Origin of the sequence: Lutimaribacter degradans (genome assembly GCF_023703375.1) — a bacterium.
Classification (GTDB): Bacteria; Pseudomonadota; Alphaproteobacteria; order Rhodobacterales; family Rhodobacteraceae; genus Lutimaribacter; species Lutimaribacter degradans.
This window is the reverse complement of record NZ_JAMQGO010000005.1, coordinates 60,560-77,936: the sequence shown is the minus strand read 5'-3', so window position 1 is coordinate 77,936 and position 17,377 is coordinate 60,560. Positions and strand designations below refer to the sequence as shown.

The following is a 17,377-nucleotide window of genomic DNA, read 5'->3' as shown; positions in this document are numbered from 1 at the left end:
GAAAAACGGCGCGTGCCTCAAGGCACGCGCCGTTTTCCCTGGGCAACCGGGTAGAGGGCCTACCCGCGAAGATTCGTATCTTGCATCGCGCCAGAAAGATCGGCCACGGCAAGCTCGGCCGCGGCGTTTTGCTGCTCAGGATCACGGCTAGGCTGCGCGGCCAGGAAGCATTCGGACCATACACCATTGACCAGGATCACCTCTGGTTGGTCGAACTCGACGTGTACGCCAAGACGGGCGGGTCCAAGCGACACACCGCAAACACCGCGCAAACGATGCGCCGCGATCAACGCCTCGGGCCGGTCAAACAGCATGGCGGCAATTTCACCGGTCACGACGACGCGATGCGCCGCGCTCAACGTGACATCGCGAAAGGGCATACCGTCACCCAGCGCACCTGCCCGGATCGTCACCGCGTCGAGATGGGCGACCGCATGTTTCGGAAAATTGCGGATGCGGCGGACCGGACGCAAACCATTGTCACGCGTCAAAACCATGTTCCCGGCTTGTAGCCGCTCCAGTGGCATCTCGCCACGCGCGGTGGCGACCAGGGTTTGGTCACCGCTCAGGCTCATCGTCTCGGCCAGGAAAGTGCTGCGGGTGTTTCGGGAAGCGGTCGCGTACACAAACATAAAATCTTTCTCTCACTCGTTTCAGCCTGAACACGGCCTGGCACTCTTACCGGGCGCAGCCGCCTCCCGCGCCGGGTTTAGGCGATCCTTGGGTTTTCTGACAAGCCGTCGCTCGGATATTGGTGAACCACCCCCGCACTACCCCAGTGCGTTGTTGACGAAACGGGCGCAAATCAGCCGCAAGATCACGCCAAGCGCGCGCTTTTGCCGATCAGAAACAGCTTTGCCGTGCATTTTGTTGCGGGGCTGGAAAAAGGAAAAATCTTGGCATGATCGGGTTCGTGCAGCGCTCACCAAAACAACCGTCGAACTTGCCCCGGTTTGTTGCCCTGTCGAAAACGCAAACGCCGCGATCACGACGAATCGTGGGGCGGCGATCATCCCGAAAATGGCAAAAATGCGAGTCGCAGCCGCACTGGCGCCATACCTGCAAGAGCACAGCCAGCCGCGCCTTCCTATAAACAATCCTGCTATCGGGAATATATTGTCATAAAATCAGAAACACCCTCGGCCCGCGCGCATACGGTGCATCGTATCAAGCGCACGACACCGAGGGGCCTGATCGACCAGCGCCCCCGACTGATCGGTTTGGTGCCGGGCAATACTGCCCGGCACCTGCTGCATCACTTGATAAGAAGCCGCGCCTCGTGCTTTTTCAACGAGCGTCGCGCCGCCTGGTAATCATCGACACCCTCGCGCGTGCGAAGCTCGGGGAAGAGCTCGAAGATCTCCTTGCGCTGCGCGTCACCCACGCCCTTCAGGCTCATGTCGCCGGGTTGGAAGCTTTCCGTCCAGGCCCCGTTCGACAGCACCACCTCGTGGTGATCGAACATGAAGTGGATATAGGTCGTGCTCATCACGTCGACCTCGTGGATGCCCTCAGCGCCCACCAGGTGCTTGGCCGCGGCAAGAACCTCGCGCTCTTCGAAATACAGCGCCGTCTTGTCGTTATTGACCAGCATACGGTGGTTGGGGCTGACCAGCATATCACGTTCGGGCAGACCATTCCCCAGCGCCCCCTTACGGATCAGGATCGGCTTCATGTGCGGCACGCGCGACAGCTCCACCCCCGTGATCGGCTTGGCACCGATCCAGCGGATTTCCTGGATGCCGTTGTCACGCGTGATCACACGGTCCCCGACCTGCAGTTCCTCGACCAGGCGCTCGCCCTTGGGGGTGGCAATCGCGGTGCCGGGGGTAAAGCAGGGCACGATCTCTTCGATTTCCGAGAAATCAAGCCGGCCAATCTCGGCCCCGGTAGAGTCGCTATAGGTGACATACCCGTCACTGCCGTTACCGTTGCTATCAGGCCCGGTGATCGTGATGTTCAAGCTGCCGCCCGCCGTGGCCGAGCCCGACAGGTCCAGCACGTCATAGTCAATTCCGCCAGCGCCACCATCAATCGTGTCGCCCGCGCTTACATTGGTGAACAGGTCACGATCATCACCACCCTGCAAGGTGTCCGATCCATCGCTGCCGACAAAGGTGTCGTCACCGGCACCGCCATCGGCCAGGTCGTTATCAAAACCGACCGTGATGCTATCGTTGCCATCACCGGCGTAGATGGTGTCATCGCCGCCGCCGGCCGTGATCACGTCATCGCCCGCGCCACCGTGGATTTCATCGCCATTGGTGAAGCCGTCAATGGTGTCATTGCCATCGCCACCATCCAGCAGGTCAGCCCCCGATCCACCGATCAGCTGATCGTCGCCAGCACCGCCATAGAGCGAGTCCTGGCCATCGGTGCCTTCAAGCGTGTCGTTGCCTTCACCGCCGAACAACTGGTCCGAGCCGTTGCTGCCGGTAATGCTGTCATCGCCATCTTCACCATAGATGATGTCGGACTGACCGCCGCCTTCGATGGTGTCGTTACCGGCACCGCCATGGATGGTATCCGATGACAGGCCGCCGTCGATCACGTCGTCACCATCACCGCCTTCGATCAGGTCCTTGCCGTCGCCGCCTTCGATCACGTCGGCGCCATCACCGCCCAGCAGCGTATCATCTCCTGCGCCGCCAAAGATCGAGTCGTCGTCAAACCCGCCCTGGACCATGTCATTGCCATCACCGGCGTAGATGGTGTCATCGCCGCCGCCGGCCGTGATCACGTCATCGCCCGCGCCACCGTGGATTTCATCGCCATTGGTGAAGCCGTCAATGGTGTCATTGCCATCGCCACCATCCAGCAGGTCAGCCCCCGATCCACCGATCAGCTGATCGTCGCCAGCACCGCCATAGAGCGAGTCCTGTCCATCGGTGCCTTCAAGCGTGTCGTTGCCTTCACCGCCGAACAACTGGTCCGAGCCGTTGCTGCCGGTAATGCTGTCATCGCCATCTTCACCATGGATGATGTCAGCCTGACCGCCGCCTTCGATGGTGTCGTTGCCGGCACCGCCAAAGATGGTATCCGAAGACAGGCCGCCGTCGATCACGTCGTCGCCATCACCGCCTTCTATCAGGTCCCTGCCGTCGCCGCCTTCGATCACGTCGGCGCCATGGCCGCCCCGCAGCGTATCATCACCGTCGCCGCCATAGATCGAGTCGTCGTCAACACCGCCGTCAATCACATCGTTGCCCGCGTCGCCATAGATCACGTCGGCATCATCGGCCCCGAAGATGGTGTCGTTACCGGCACCGCCATGGATTTCGTCGGTGTTGTTGGCTGGCCGCAGATCGGTGTCATCCGGCACGTTTACGAAATCGGGGAAGGCAGGCGGCAAGCCGCCATAGATCAGGTCATCACCTTCACCGCCATGGATCGTATCGGCCCCTTCGCCACCGATGATCGTATCGTCGCCATCCTCGCCATGCAGCAGGTCGGCATCAATGCCGCCATCGATGCTGTCATTGCCCGCACCGCCATAAACGGTGTCGGCGTCGTCGCCGGTCAGGATGGTGTCGTTGCCCTCACCGCCAAAGGCCAGGTCACGATCATCATCGGGGTCGGTATCCGCGCCATAGAAATCCGGATAGTCGATATCGGGCAGCGGGCTCGACACACCAAGGCGCGAGCCGGTATCGATGTAATCATCCCCGGCGTCGCCATGAACGGTATCGCGACCATCCTCGCCATACAGCTCGTCATTGTCTGCGCCGCCATGGATTTCGTCGTTGCCCTCGGTCCCGCGGATCGTGTCGTCTCCGGCGTCGCCATAAAGGCTGTCATCGCCTTCACCACCGATCAGGCTGTCATCGCCAGCACCGCCCAGGATCTCGTCTTGGCCTTCACCACCGCGCAGCGTGTCCTGACCGTCGCCGCCATGAATGGTGTCCTGGCCCTCGTTGCCACGGATCGAGTCGTTGCCCGCGTCGCCGTAAAGCTCGTCATCGCCGTCGCGGCCATACATGACATCGTCGCCGACACCACCATGGACCTCGTCGTTCCCTTCGCCGGCATCGATCGTGTCGTTGCCCTCGTAGCCACGGATGATGTCGTCATTGGGGCCTTCGCCCGGCAGGATCTCGTCGTTGCTGTCGACAAGGTCACCGTCGGGATCGCCCTCATAGGTGAAGCCCGGGTTCAATTCCGAGTCGGTGCCGATGAAATCGTCACCGGCAGTGCCTTCCACGATCCCGTCGCGGGTGTCGGTCACCGTGATCGTCACCGTCGCCGTGTCGGAGCCGCCATTGCCGTCGCTCACCGTGTACTCGAAGCTGTCAGTGCCCGCGAAACCCGCGCTCGGCGTGTATTCGTAAGACCCGTCCGAATTTACGGTCACCGTGCCGTTCGACGGGTCGGTGTTGTCCGTCACCGTCAGCGTGTCACCGTCAAGATCCTCGTCGTTGTCCAACACGTTGCCCGATACGGTCTCGCCATAATCGGTGCTATTGCTGTCATCCACGGCGTCGGGGGCGTCGTTCACCGCGCCAACCGTGATCTCCACCGTGGCCGTGTCGGTGCCGCCATTGCCGTCGCTCACCGTGTACTCGAAGCTGTCCGTGCCGTTGAAGTCCGCGTCCGGCGTGTACTCGTACGTGCCGTCCTCGTTCACCGTCACCGTGCCGTTCGACGGGTCGGTGTTGCCCGTCACCGTCAGCGTGTCGCCGTCAAGATCCTCGTCATTGTCCAGCACGTTGCCGGTGATCGTGGAGTCCTCGTCGCCCGTGGCCGTGTCATCCACGGCGTCGGGTGCGTCGTTCACCGCGCCAACCGTGATCTCCACCGTGGCCGTGTCGGTGCCGCCATTGCCGTCGCTCACCGTGTACTCGAAGCTGTCCGTGCCGTTGAAGTCCGCGTCCGGCGTGTACTCGTACGTGCCGTCCTCGTTCACCGTCACCGTGCCGTTCGACGGGTCGGTGTTCCCCGTCACCGTCAGCGTGTCACCGTCAAGATCCTCGTCATTGTCCAGCACGTTGCCGGTGATCGTGGAGTCCTCGTCGCCCGTGGCCGTGTCATCCACGGCGTCGGGGTCGCGGTTAACGATCTCGCCGCGTACTTCTTCGATCTCGGCGAACTCGATTGTCTCGCCCGTCGGATTGCCGTCGCCATCCAGGAATACAACAGTGCCATCAATGCCGTTTCCGTTCGAATCCTCCGTGACATTCTCCAGGCGGAACGGTCCCTGCCCCGTGAGGTCGAGGATGTCATGGTCTTCCCCGCCGGCACCGCCATCGACGGTATCACCGGCATCCGCAAAGATCAGGTCTTCGTCATCGCCGCCCTGCACCGTGTCGACGCCATCACCATCTTCGGGTGCGACAAGGAACATCTGCACGTTGTCCACCGAAGCGCCGAAATTGTCTTCGGTGCCGATACCCTCGAATTCCAACCGGTTGGACCCGTCTGCATTACCAGTCACCGTGAATTCATAGCTGTCCATCTGGCCCTGGGCAGGATCGATCGTGTCGATCAACTCGCCCCCCCAATAGACGTTGATCAGGTTCTCGTTCGCGCTGGACACATCTCCGCTGTCACCCGCATCGAACGAAATCACGTAAGTTTCGCCCTCGCTCACACCGTCGATGTCCTGGCCGATCCGCATGTTGCCGGGGCTGGCCTCCAGGTCGAGCCAGTTGCTGCCATCGGTCGGGTCGACATCACCACGGCCATCGTCGTGTACGTCGATTTCGTTTTCCGGGTCTTGCGTCGTCCAACCCGGGATTTCCCCAGTGGCCACGTAGCCATAGCCAGTACCCGACATGCCCGAGGTATCTTCGAACGAGCCGTTGACAATGAGGTTGGGCCCGGTGGAGGCGACGCCGCCACCTTCGGTATCGCGCGCGTCGATCGTGTCGTTACCGGCTCCGCCGACAAGAAGATCGTTGCCCGCACCACCCACGATCCTGTCAGCGCCGTCTTCGCCGTAGATCGAGTCGTTCCCGGCGCCGCCGTCAATCACGTCGTCGCCGTCACCGCCGAACAGCTGGTCATCGCCAGGCTCGCATTCTTCGGCCGTGCCGATCGTGTCGAAATGCACATCGCTGACCCAGATCGACTGGTCGGTTTCCTCGCCATTGTCATAATCGATCTCGAAATAGGCAACGGGGCCGGCGATCTCGACCAGAAGCGAGCTGCGCTCTTCGTCGGGGCCATAGTCGTAATGCTGATCATCATCGCCAGTGGCCGTGTCGCCATCAAGGTCAATAAAGCTGCCAGCGTTCAATTCGACCGGCACAAGATCGCCATTCGCGTCATAGGCACGAATTGTCACGCGGTCGATGTGATCGTCGTAGCTATTGCCATCGTCGATATCGTTGATACGGAAAGAGACGTTCTGCACCTCGTTGGCATAAGCCGAATTGGTCGAGCTGAAGTCGATCCGCGTGGTCGAGGTGTCGTCAAAATCGTCATCGCCGCCTTTGCCGTAAAGCTGCAAGGATGAATCGGTGTCGAAGGTTTCATCATTGCCGGTATCGACATATAGAGAGTCGTCCGAGGTGGACGCAGTGGCGCCCCAATCCTGCTTGTCGAATGACACCTCCACGTTGATGCCGCCCGCATCAATGTTTATCGGACTACCTTCGGTAATGTCGGTGCCCGTCTTGAGGCCCCCCCAGTCCAGAACCTTGGAATCGCCGTCCGTGCCGGCCTCGCCCAGCGAGTCATCGCCGAAAATAGTGTCGTTGCCGGTGTTGCCGTAAACGGTATCGTTCCCGCCGCCGGCATAAACCTCGTCATCAGCCGCGCCTGCATGCACCAGGTCATCGCCACAGCCGGCATCGACGATGTCTTCATCACCGGTTTTGGGCGCCAGCGCATCGCCGGCGTCGATCATGTCGCCCTCGGGGTCGTCGGTATAGCTCGCGTCGATCGTGTCGTTGCCCGCGGTGCCCTCGACTATGCCGTCCGGTTCTGGGGCCGCGGCAACGATGCTGGTGTTGTCCACCGATTGGTCCGTGTCCCAGCCGGAGTCATCATCGTCGTCACAATCATCGTCATCATCATCGTCGTCATCATCGTCGTCATCATGGCCGTCGTCGTCACCATCTTCGTCGTCGTCTTTGAAGCTGTCGATTGTGATGGAGCTGATTTCCAGATCGTCCAGCGCGCCTTCATTTTCCAAGTCGTTCAGGAACAGGTCACCGTTGGTTTGCTGGATGAAAAGCGCCTCGACCTGCCGCGTGCTGCCATCGCTGAGTGTCAGGGTGACGTGCCCCTCGAAGCTGGCATCGGTCTCGTTCGAGATTTCGCCGTTGCCCAAGTCGTAGGTCACCTTGTCGGGGAAAAAGTGACTATTGCTTTCATCGTCGCTGATCGTGCCGTCGTGATCACGATCATCCAGGCGCAACGACAGCATTTCCAGCGAAGTGTGATCAACCGTGGTACCTACGAGCGACCCCTCGTTCTCAACATCCTTGTCACTTTCATCCGTGTCGACGGAAGAGAAATTCCCAAGATAGATGACATTCACATGGGTGGTAGCGGTCATATTCCATCACTCCTAAACAACAAACAGGGCACAACCCGGTCGCATTAATTTCACTGTCCTGCGACACCACGCCCTGACGCACGCGCTCGCTCGGCTTTACATCACAGCTGCACCCGACTTGGAGAGGGAAATACGCGCATAGCCACACCTGTGCCGAGTCGGCACAGATCGAATCTATTCTGGCGATTGGCAGCGCCTCAACGCACAAACCGCGATCGCATCCCCCGCATCCTTCCAGATGCAGACAGTTCAGCGGCCGCCCCCGTGGCCTATTTCATGCCCCCCAGTTGGGCACGGAATAGATACCCGAACCCGGCCTGCGCTCAAAGAAAAGTTTTCACCACATTTGCCTATTTTTAGCCTTACAGCGGACAAGACCGCGCCACACCTGGCGGCACGTTTGTTTCCGCTTCGAAGAAAGAAAAAACACTTTTGGCTGAAAGATGCCGGACAAACTTCAATTTTTAAGGGGTCAGCCAAGTTTCCGCATGGGCGAATCCACACGTATTGGTTCAATTTGGGAAACAAATCGACGCTTCTGAAACGTGGCATATAAAAGCCTGGCGCTCCGATATGGCCGGGAGCACCTGTTCACGAAAAGACCGCACTGCCACGGGAATATCCAGATTGTTCACGCAGAATGACCAATTCACCGAGGCGAGCCCCGAATCGATTCTGCAAGACATGCCACGGTGAAGGGAACAGGCCGGCTTGCTTAACAGGAAACCGTTAAAACTTGGTGCCCAAGGCGAGACTCGAACTCGCACGGTATTGCTACCGGGGGATTTTGAATCCCCTGCGTCTACCATTCCGCCACTTGGGCCCGGTGCATGGTCTAACTTGGTGTGCGCCCGTCGTCCAGATACAAATCGCTTGGGGCTTGCTGTCAGAGCCCGGCACGCTACACAGGCGTGATTGCCGCATATGAAAGACAAAAGATGCTGCGCCGCCTTTATGACTGGACCATGGCACAGGCCGATCGCCCCCGCGCCCTTTGGGTGCTGGCGGTGATCTCGTTTCTCGAAAGCTCGGTCTTTCCGATTCCACCGGATGTTCTGATGATCCCCATGATCCTGGCCAGACCGTCCCGCGCCTGGCTGATCGCCGGGGTGGCGCTTGCGGCCTCGGTTATGGGCGGAATGCTGGGCTACGCCATCGGGGCCTTTGCCTATGAGCAGATCGGCCAACCCATCTTGCAGGCGATGGGCAAGGCTGACGCCATGGCCGAGTTCAACAGCCGCTTCAACGATTTCGGGTTCTGGCCGGTTCTGATCGCCGGGATGACGCCATTCCCCTACAAGGTGATTACCATAATGTCGGGTTGGACAGGGTTGCCGCTGGCCACCTTCGTCGTCACCTCGATCATCGCGCGCGGCTTGCGGTTTTTCATCGTGGCCGGGCTTTTGTGGAAATTCGGCACACCCATCCGTGATTTCATCGAACGACGACTTGGATTGATGTTTGTGCTGTTCCTGACCATGCTATTGGCAGGCTTTTACATCGTGAGGTTCTTGTGACCCTGGAACGCCATCACCTGATATACCTTGCCGCGGGCGCCTCGGTTGCCCTGCTGGCCGGGGCCTTCCTGTTCCAGTTCCTGGGCTGGGCACCCTGCCAGCTATGCCTTTGGCAACGCTGGCCGCATGTCGTGGCAGGCGTCATCGGGCTGATGGCTGTCGGCATCGGTGGGCGGGGGCTGCCGGCCCTTGGGGCCGCGACAATGGCGGTTTCCGCCGGTCTGGCAGCCTACCACACCGGGGTCGAGCGGAAATGGTGGCAGGGGCCGTCAAGCTGCAGTGGCGATGCGCCCCTGGCCGGTGATGGCGGCATGTTGCTGCCCGGCGCCGAGTCCGAGGCCCCTGCCCTTGTCATGTGCGACCAAGTGCAACCGTTCTTCCTGAGCCTGACGATGGCCAACTGGAACCTGCTCATGTCGCTTGCGCTGGTCGTGCTTTGGCTTGTCGCCGCCCGTCGCCTGGCGTGAATCGCAGCCGGGGCCAATCAGGCCCCGGCGCTTTACGAGATCAGCCGAACATGTCGGAGGTGATCCCCGCATACCAGCCCAGGCTTTCTTCGTAGGTCGCCTTGCGCAGGGCGGCATCCTCGCCAGTCTGGCTGACGAACCCGTCGACCTTGGCAATCTTTTCATCGGTTGCCTGGTAAGACGCGCCCACCTTGACCCCGTCATCGGTGTCGATGAGCGACCAGCAGGTGTTCGAGAACTTGGCCGGGAACACCTTGGAGCCGGTCAGATCACCCCGGATTGCCATCGCCGCCACCTTGGCCTGGCTGTTGGCCGAAAAGCCCGATTTCGGCATGTCGCCCTGGTTCGTCGCGTCGCCCAGAACGTGGATGCTTTCATCCATTCGGCTGGCCATGGTATGCCCGTCAACAGGCGCCCAGTTGCCTTCGTTGATGCCGGCAAGTTCGCAGATTCGGCCAGCCTTTTGCGCCGGGATCACGTTACAGACATCGATCTTTTCAACCACGCCGTCGATATCCACCGTCATCTCGTCGGCGTTCACCGATACATTCTCGCCGCCGAAATCCGGGCCGATCCGCTCGACCATGCCGGGGTAATGCTTGGCCCAGCCTTCCTCGAACAGCGCCTGTTTCGAGAAATTCGCCTTGGGATCGACGACAAGGATCTTGGCCGTCGGATTGATATCTTTCAGCAGGTGCGCCACCATGCTGACGCGCTCGTACGGCCCAGGCGGGCAGCGATAGGGGTTGGGCGGGGCCACCATGGCAAAGCGGCCACCTTCGGGCATTGCCTCGATCTGCGCCTTGAGCAGTTCGGTCTGGCTGCCGGCCTTGTAGGCATGCGGCATCTTGTGTTGGGTGCTCAGATCCCAGCCCGGCACGGCGCCCTCGACGAAATCGATACCCGGGCTCAGCACCAGCTTGTCATAGGGCAGCACCGCACCACCCGCCAAAGTCACGGTCTTGGCGTCGCGGTCGATACCAGTTGCCCAGTCATGCACCACGTTGATTCCGTATTCTGACGCCAAGGTGCCATAGCTATGCGCGATCGAACTCAGGTCACGGAACCCGCCGATATAGAGGTTGGAGAAAAAGCAGGTGTAATACTGGCGCGAGGGTTCGACCAATGTTACGTCGATCTCGCCCTTGCTGTCCTTGGCCAGATACCGGGCGGCCGTGGCGCCGCCGGCACCGCCCCCGATCACAACGACCTTGGGCCGCCCGTGCGCGGCCCCCCATACGCTCGGCGCCTGCAAGGCGGCAGCCGCCGCGGCACCCGTGCCGATAAAGGCGCGTCTGTTCAGTTTCATATCATGTCCTCCCTTGGATCGGGCATCTCTGCTGTCAGAGGCCCTCAAAATACGCGGCAAGCGCCGCGATCTCTTCATCGGACAGCCGCCCGGCATAGCTTTGCATGACGGGATGCGGCCGAATCTTGCGTTTGTAGGCATGCATGGCGATCAGGAAATCCTCGCGCGGCCAGCCCGTGATCGACGGGATGCCCTGGTCGGATCCGTCGCGCTGGTGGCAGGTCGTGCATTCGCTGGCCAGGTATTCGCCGTAATCCGGGTCGCCAACGATCGCCAGGGTCTCGGGCGACAGTTCAACCTCGGGCGCCAAGGCTGTCGGCTGCGCCTCGGGGATGTCGGCGGGGTTGTCCGAGAATTGGCGCAGATAGGCCAACACATCCGCCCGGTCCTCGCGTTTTTCGATACCGGCAAAATTCATGCGCGTATCCGACACGAGGTATTTCGGGTTCTCAAGGTAGGCATGCAGCTTGTCCAAAGACCAAACCAGCCCGTCATTGCCAGCGCGCACCAGCCCCTCGGAATAGCGGGTGAACCCGTCGACAGTGCCCGCCTTGCGCCCGAATATGCCGTTCAAATGGGGCCCGACGCGGTGCTTGGCACCCTGTCCGACCTGGTGGCAGGCCGCGCATTGGCGGAAAAGCTTCTCTCCCCGCTCTGCGTCACCGATTTCATCCGCCACAGACGATGATGCCGCCACGCATGATACGAAGAACGCGACGCCGAAAATCGTTTTTGCGCCCTTTACCATGGCGACTGATCCTCCCAACAAATGCGCGGGTTCAGCCCACTGCTTTTTCTTCATCGTGGCCAAGGGACACTTTGTTTTCAATTATTTTTTTCCCAATCGCCCAAAAAAGAACGCGCGTTCCCCAAGGGGAAACGCGCGTTCGAAAGCATCCCGTAAAACACCGAACACAGGGAAGGTTCGTTCGCTTGAAACGGGCTGTTCGGGCCCGGAAGAACCGGGCCCGATACACCTTACTGGAAGGTCTTGAGGTACTCGATGACGGCCTTGATGTCGTCATCCTTGCGCAAACCGGCAAAGGACATCTTGGTGCCGCTGATGAAACCGCGCGGATCGGCCAGGAAGGCAGTCAGGTTTTCTTCGTTCCAGACCATGCCCTCATCGGACATTTCCTGGATGGTTTTGCCATAGCGGAAACCGTCGACATGGGCGAAATCCGCGCCGATCACGCCGTTCAGCACCGGGCCGGTGCGGTTCTTGGCACCGTCGCCGACCTGGTGGCAGGCCTTGCACTTGCGGAACACCTTTTCGCCCTCTTCGGCCAGCGCCATGTCGATGGACGCGGCAGCAGGCTCGGCCGATGCTTCTTCGGCGGCGGGTTCTTCGGCAGTCGCGTCCGCCGATGCCACCTGGGTTTCCTCGGCTGCGGGTTCGGCCGCGGCCTCTTCCTCGGTGCCGCCCTCGTCGGGCGTCACGTCAAGGATCGTGGCACGCATGGTAATTTCCACGCTATCCTTGCAGTTTTCCATGCAAGGCTCGGCGTTCCAGAAATGCTTCTCCGCCTCTTCCCGGTCATCGATGATGAAGCCGTCGGCATTGGGCATCTCGACCTCGAGGAAATTCTCATTCGATAGAACGAAATCGTCATCCACCAGGTAGTTGGAATAAAGGATATAGGCCGTAATGGCATATACCTCGTCATGGGTAAGCGTCTGCGCCTGCCCGAACGGCATCGAGCGGTGCACGTAATCCCACACCGTCGACAGGTAAGGCCAGTAAGAGCCGACGGTTTTCAACGGGTCTTCGTCGGCCAGGGTACCATCGCCACCGGCCAGTTTGGGCCAGTTGCCGACGCCCTCGGCGAAATCGCCATGGCAGACGGCGCATTGCTCGACGAAAACTTCCTCGCCGGTCCAGACATCACCCGAGCCGGGCGGCAGGCCGGTGCCATCTGGCGCCACGTCCAGATCCCAAGCGGCCACTTCCTCGGGCAGCGCGGGGCGGCCCAGGCCGAACTTGCCGTCAGCCGCCGCATTGCTGGCTTGCGCCGATGCGATCAACTGGAAATCGGTATCGGCTTCGGCGTTCATGCGCGGCGCTTCGTCGGGTATCGGCGTGACGCTGCGATCGGCAAAGTTGTAAGCGCCGGTCAGCAGCGCGACCAGGCCAACCCCGAGGCCGCCGTAAAGGTTAAGAGACTTCGACATTTTCGGCCTCTCCGTTTGCTTTCACCCACCAGGTCTGGATGCAGTTGTTGTGGTAAATCGAGTTCTCGCCGCGCACCTCGCGCAGCTCTGACTTGGTCGGCTGGACATAACCTGTTTCGTCGCGTGCCCGCGATTGCAGGAACATCTCTTCGCCGTTCCACTCGATATCGAGATAGAAGCGCGTCAACGCCTTCGACGTGCCGGGCGCGGCCAGCCGCGCGGGCTGCCAGGTCATGCCACCATCGGTCGACACGTCGACGCCTGTGATCGCGCCACGGCCAGACCAGGCCATGCCGGTAACGACCAGCGGGCCATGCCCATGCTTGATCGGTGATTGCGGGCTGGGGCTGGTGACAACCGACTTGGCGTCCATCACCCAGGTCCACTTGCGGCTGGTGCCGTCTTCCAGCGTGTCGGTGTACTTGCTGGTTTCCTCGCGGCTTTCGATGGCCTGCGTGGTCACTTCGACGCGGCGCAGCCACTTGACCCACATGTTGCCTTCCCAGCCGGGAACGACCAGGCGCACCGGGTAGCCGTGTTCCTTGCGGAGCGCTTCGCCATTGGCCTTGAAAGCCACCAGCACGTCGTCCATCGCCTTGTCCAGCGGGATCGAGCGGCCGTTCGAAGACGCGTCGGCGCCCTCGACATATATCCACTTGCCCTCGGTCTGCACGCCTGCCTCGTTCAGCAGGGTGCGCAGCGGCACGCCGGTGTATTCCATGTTGTGGATCATGCCGTGGGTGAACTGTGCGCCGTTCAGCTGCGCACCGGCCCATTCCATGCCCGTGTTCGCCGCGCATTCGCAGAAATAGACATGCTGTTCGCGCGGGAACCGCTCAAGATCTTCGTAGGTGAACACCAGCGGCGTATCAACCAGGCCGTTGATCATCAGGCGGTAATCTTCCTTGCGCAGCTCGATCGCGCCGGAATGGTGCCGTTCGAACGCGCAGCCCTGCGGGGTGATCGTACCGTCGAGCGCATGGATCGGCGTAAAGTTGATCGAGCTGATCGTATCCGCCGTGAGCCACTCCACGTTGCGCCGAATGACGTCATCCTCGTACTTGATCGGCAGGCCATAAGGCGTTGCGTCAACACCCTCACCCAGACCCGAGGCCCATTCCTGCACCTCGGTGATCAGCGGATCGGGTTCCGCGGCCCTGGCCGCACTGGCCCCGAGCACGGCACCACTTGCCGCGATCGAGCCCTTTAGAAAGGCGCGCCGCGAGGGCACCTTGCCTTTGAAGCTGGCTGTCATGGTTTTAAGCCTCCTCTCAGATCGCCGGCCCCGCCAAAAGGGCCGGCCGGCCAAACGATTATCCAAATGTCACGGTGCGGGGCTTACGCCCCTATCACCTTTACGCTGTTATTGGGCTGCACGGTAACGGTGCCCATCTTGCGGATGTGGCTTTCGACCACATCCCAGATCTGCGGGCCTTCGGTGCCCTCGTTGACGCTGGCCCAGCCGGCGACCACGTAGTTCTTTGCCGGGTCGATCGCCTCGCCTGTTTTCAGCAGGGTCATATCGCTGATCCGCTCGCCTTGCGGCTTGGTGATGTCGATGCGGTAGCCCATCCCACCGATACGCACCATGTCGCCGCCCTGCTGGTAATACGGGTCGGGGTTGAAGATGTTGTCGGCCACGTCTTCAAGGATCACCTTGATGAATTCGCCGGTCATCTCGTTGCGATAGGCCTTGCCATAGGTCATCGAGGTGACGTTCCAGATGTCTTCGCGGGTGATGTCATCGCCGGGGATCAGCGACGGTCCCCAACGCACGCCGGGCGACATGGCGATATCGGCCTCACGCTCGCTCAGCAACGCGTCGCAGATCAGGTCGTCCCACGAACCGTTGAAGTTACCACGACGATACAGCAAGCTGTCGGTCTGGCCGATCACCTCTTCCAGCTGCGTCTTGAAGGGTGCCCGCTGTTCGTCGATCAGGGCGGCCACGTCCTTGTCGGGTTCGATCACGTCCGAGAAGATCGGGATCAGCTTGTGGCGGAAACCCATCATCTTGCCGTTCTGCACGTCCAGATCGACGCGGCTGACAAACTTGCCGTTCGAGCCCGAGGCCACGATGATCGTGTCGCCCACCAGAACCGGCTCGGGCAGCGCGTCGTGGGTGTGACCCGACAGGATCACGTCGATGCCCTTGACGATGCCGGCCATCTTCTTGTCGACGTCGAAACCGTTATGGCTGAGGCACACGACCAGTTCGGCGCCTTGTGCGCGCACCTCGTCGACCATGGCCTGCATGTTCTCGTCGCGGATGCCAAAGGAGTATTCGGGGAACATCCAGCCCGGGTTGGCGATGGGCATGTAGGGAAATGCCTGCCCGATCACGGCGATCTTGGTGCCGCCACGTTCGAAGAACTTGTAGGGCGGGAACAACTCGGCGGGCTCGTCCCACTCGGCGTCAAAGATGTTTTGGCCAAGCGCCGCAAAGGGCAGGCCCTCGACGATCTCGGCGATGCGGTCCGACCCCAGCGTGAACTCCCAGTGGAAGGTCATCGCGTCGGGTTTCAGCGCATTCATCACGTTGACCATGTCCTGGCCTTCGGTCTGATAGCAGGTGTAGGAACCATGCCAGGTGTCACCGCCATCCAGAAGGATCGCATCGGGGCGGTCGGCACGGATTGCGTTGATCACCGTTGCGACGCGGTCAAGCCCGCCGACCCGGCCATATGTTTTGGCCAGCGAGGAGAAGTCATTGTAGGTCAGCGCGTAATGGCTGGGGCTGCCATCGTCGATGCCGTAAAGCTTGCGGAAATCGGCGCCGGTCACATGGGGCACCTGACCGCGGTTGTCGCCCACGCCGATATTCACCTCCGGCTCGCGGAAATAAATCGGCTTGAGCTGCGCGTGAATGTCCGTGATGTGAATGAGCGACACGTTGCCAAACGTATCGAACTGCAAAAGCTGATCCTGTGTCAGGCTTTGCTGTGCGGCCAGACGGGCCCAGTTGCCAAAGCCGGATGCGCCGACAAGCGCGGATGCGGCCATCGAGACCTGGAGGAAATCGCGGCGGGAGATCATGAGCGTGCTTCTCTCTTCACTGTCACGTCGCACATGCATGACACATGCGCATATGTGAATAAGTCATCAAGAACAAACCCCGCGTCTGCCCGAAGGGACACACGCGGGGTTCAGGTTTTTAGTTACGAACCGACGGTCCTTCGACCGACAGACCGTTGCCGCGGGACGCGACATAAAGCTCCAACGCCACGAATTCGGGGCTGCCGGGGCTGAAGGTTTCGGCGCGCGTGTCACGCACGCAGCCCTTGAAACGGCCATGCACAGTGTTCAGCTTGGCGTTCTTCAGGCGATAGGTCGGGAAACCGTTGATCTGACCCTGGCTCAGGTGGTCGGCGCGGATCATGTTGCCATAATTCTCTTCATGGCAGGACGCGCAGCTCAGCTCCAGCTGGCCGTAACGGGTGTAATAGATTTCCTGGCCCTTTTCCCAAGTTTCGGCAGCCGGGCCATCAATCGCAACATCAACAGGCATGCCGCGCGACTGCAGCGTGATCAACGCCTCCATCGCGGCCATCTGCGTGCTGTCATATTTATAAGGCTCGGCGCCCATGTTTTCCGTGCGGCAGCTGTTTACCTGCATGGCAATGGTGCGCACTTCGCCGGCGTCTTCGTTCCACTTAGGATAGGTGGCGCGCACACCAGCCAGGCTTTCGGGCCCCTCGTGGCAGGACGCACAGGACTTGCCAGCGGAGCCTTCGACGCTTTCCCAGTTATCCAGCGCCTGATCGACGAAGATCATGCCGGGATTGTCGAAATCGTCCATTTGCAGAGCCTGGGTTTCGTCCGACCGAAAGTGCCAACCCGACATGATCATGTCCATGTTGGCGTCTTCCATATGCGCGGGCAAATCCGTCTTGGTCACCATTTCCTGTCCTTCGATGACCAGCGTGTCATCGTCGGGATCGGCAAAGGTGAGTGCGGGTGCCGCGACCATCAGTGCTGCGATGGCCGTCAGTGCCTTGAATTTCATTTAGCGTCCTCCCATGGGCGAACCCTGCCCCCGGTTAGCGAGGACAGGGCCGTTTCTTTTATTTAACCGACCTTGATGGTCTTGGTGTCTTCGTAGACCGAGCCGTCATCATCGTACCAGGTGAACTTCATGTCACCGGCTTCGGGAATCGTGGCTTCGAATTCGAAGTAGGGGTTGGTCGAGATCGCCGGCTCCATCTTCACGTCGAGGACGGATGTGCCATTGAACTCGCAGGTGAAGCGATTGATGATCGAACGCGGGATGACCGAGCCATCCTTGTTCTTGCGCTGACCCGATTCCATCTTGTGGCTGATCAGGGTCTTGATCGTGACAACCTCGCCGGCCTCAGCCGAACGGGGTGCCTTTACGCGGGGCCTAACACCATCTGCCATTATCGTATCTCCT

General features: G+C 60.6%; 12 protein-coding genes and 1 tRNA gene. 3 read left to right on the top strand and 10 right to left on the bottom strand.

All coding sequences use genetic code 11. The features are described 5' to 3' along the window. Window positions 1-59: 59 nt before the first annotated feature. Window positions 60-632, bottom strand: coding sequence for a Hint domain-containing protein (locus tag M8744_RS09520; RefSeq protein ID WP_251414091.1), 573 nt, complete (start codon window positions 630-632; stop codon window positions 60-62). 154 nt (window positions 633-786) lie between these two features. Here M8744_RS09520 and M8744_RS09515 point away from each other — a divergent pair, with 154 nt between their 5' ends. Continuing rightward, window positions 787-1,125, top strand: a complete 339-nt coding sequence (locus tag M8744_RS09515) for a hypothetical protein (RefSeq protein WP_251414089.1) — start codon at window positions 787-789, stop codon at window positions 1,123-1,125. Window positions 1,126-1,255: 130 nt separating this feature from the next. Here the strand turns inward: M8744_RS09515 and M8744_RS09510 are convergent, their stop codons facing one another. Both M8744_RS09510 and M8744_RS09505 read right to left on the bottom strand, forming a co-directional pair. Further along, window positions 1,256-7,501: an Ig-like domain-containing protein gene (locus M8744_RS09510; protein ID WP_251414087.1), complete on the bottom strand. Its 6,246-nt coding sequence runs from the start codon at window positions 7,499-7,501 to the stop codon at window positions 1,256-1,258. Between the two features lie 737 nt (window positions 7,502-8,238). Then, window positions 8,239-8,324 (bottom strand) — tRNA-Leu (locus M8744_RS09505). 115 nt (window positions 8,325-8,439) lie between these two features. Here M8744_RS09505 and M8744_RS09500 point away from each other — a divergent pair. Continuing rightward, window positions 8,440-9,018: a YqaA family protein gene (locus tag M8744_RS09500; RefSeq protein ID WP_251414085.1), complete on the top strand. Its 579-nt coding sequence runs from the start codon at window positions 8,440-8,442 to the stop codon at window positions 9,016-9,018. Next, window positions 9,015-9,485 carry a disulfide bond formation protein B gene (locus M8744_RS09495; protein WP_353049790.1) on the top strand — a complete coding sequence of 157 codons (471 nt, stop codon included), beginning with the start codon at window positions 9,015-9,017 and terminating at the stop codon, window positions 9,483-9,485. Before M8744_RS09500 ends, M8744_RS09495 begins: the two co-directional genes overlap by 4 nt. Before the next feature lie 40 nt (window positions 9,486-9,525). Here the strand turns inward: M8744_RS09495 and M8744_RS09490 are convergent, their stop codons facing one another. The 7 genes from M8744_RS09490 to soxZ form a co-directional block, all read right to left on the bottom strand. Then, complete coding sequence (locus M8744_RS09490; RefSeq protein WP_251414082.1) at window positions 9,526-10,794, bottom strand: NAD(P)/FAD-dependent oxidoreductase; 1,269 nt, start codon at window positions 10,792-10,794, stop codon at window positions 9,526-9,528. Window positions 10,795-10,828: 34 nt separating this feature from the next. Further along, window positions 10,829-11,542, bottom strand: a complete 714-nt coding sequence (locus tag M8744_RS09485; protein ID WP_251414067.1) for a c-type cytochrome — start codon at window positions 11,540-11,542, stop codon at window positions 10,829-10,831. 230 nt (window positions 11,543-11,772) lie between these two features. Beyond that, window positions 11,773-12,966, bottom strand: a complete 1,194-nt coding sequence (locus M8744_RS09480) for a c-type cytochrome (protein ID WP_251414064.1) — start codon at window positions 12,964-12,966, stop codon at window positions 11,773-11,775. Next, on the bottom strand, window positions 12,950-14,221 hold the full coding sequence (gene soxC / locus M8744_RS09475; protein ID WP_251414061.1) for a sulfite dehydrogenase: 1,272 nt from the start codon (window positions 14,219-14,221) through the stop codon (window positions 12,950-12,952). The genes M8744_RS09480 and soxC overlap by 17 nt, the downstream gene beginning before the upstream one ends. Before the next feature lie 83 nt (window positions 14,222-14,304). Then, entirely contained in the window at window positions 14,305-16,002 is a 1,698-nt protein-coding gene (gene soxB, locus M8744_RS09470) for a thiosulfohydrolase SoxB (protein WP_251414051.1), read from the bottom strand. A gap of 118 nt (window positions 16,003-16,120) precedes the next feature. Beyond that, complete coding sequence (gene soxA, locus M8744_RS09465; RefSeq protein WP_251414049.1) at window positions 16,121-16,972, bottom strand: sulfur oxidation c-type cytochrome SoxA; 852 nt, start codon at window positions 16,970-16,972, stop codon at window positions 16,121-16,123. 62 nt (window positions 16,973-17,034) lie between these two features. Continuing rightward, window positions 17,035-17,364 (bottom strand): thiosulfate oxidation carrier complex protein SoxZ, encoded by a 330-nt coding sequence (gene soxZ / locus M8744_RS09460; protein ID WP_251414047.1) that lies wholly within the window; start codon window positions 17,362-17,364, stop codon window positions 17,035-17,037. Window positions 17,365-17,377 lie beyond the last annotated feature (13 nt).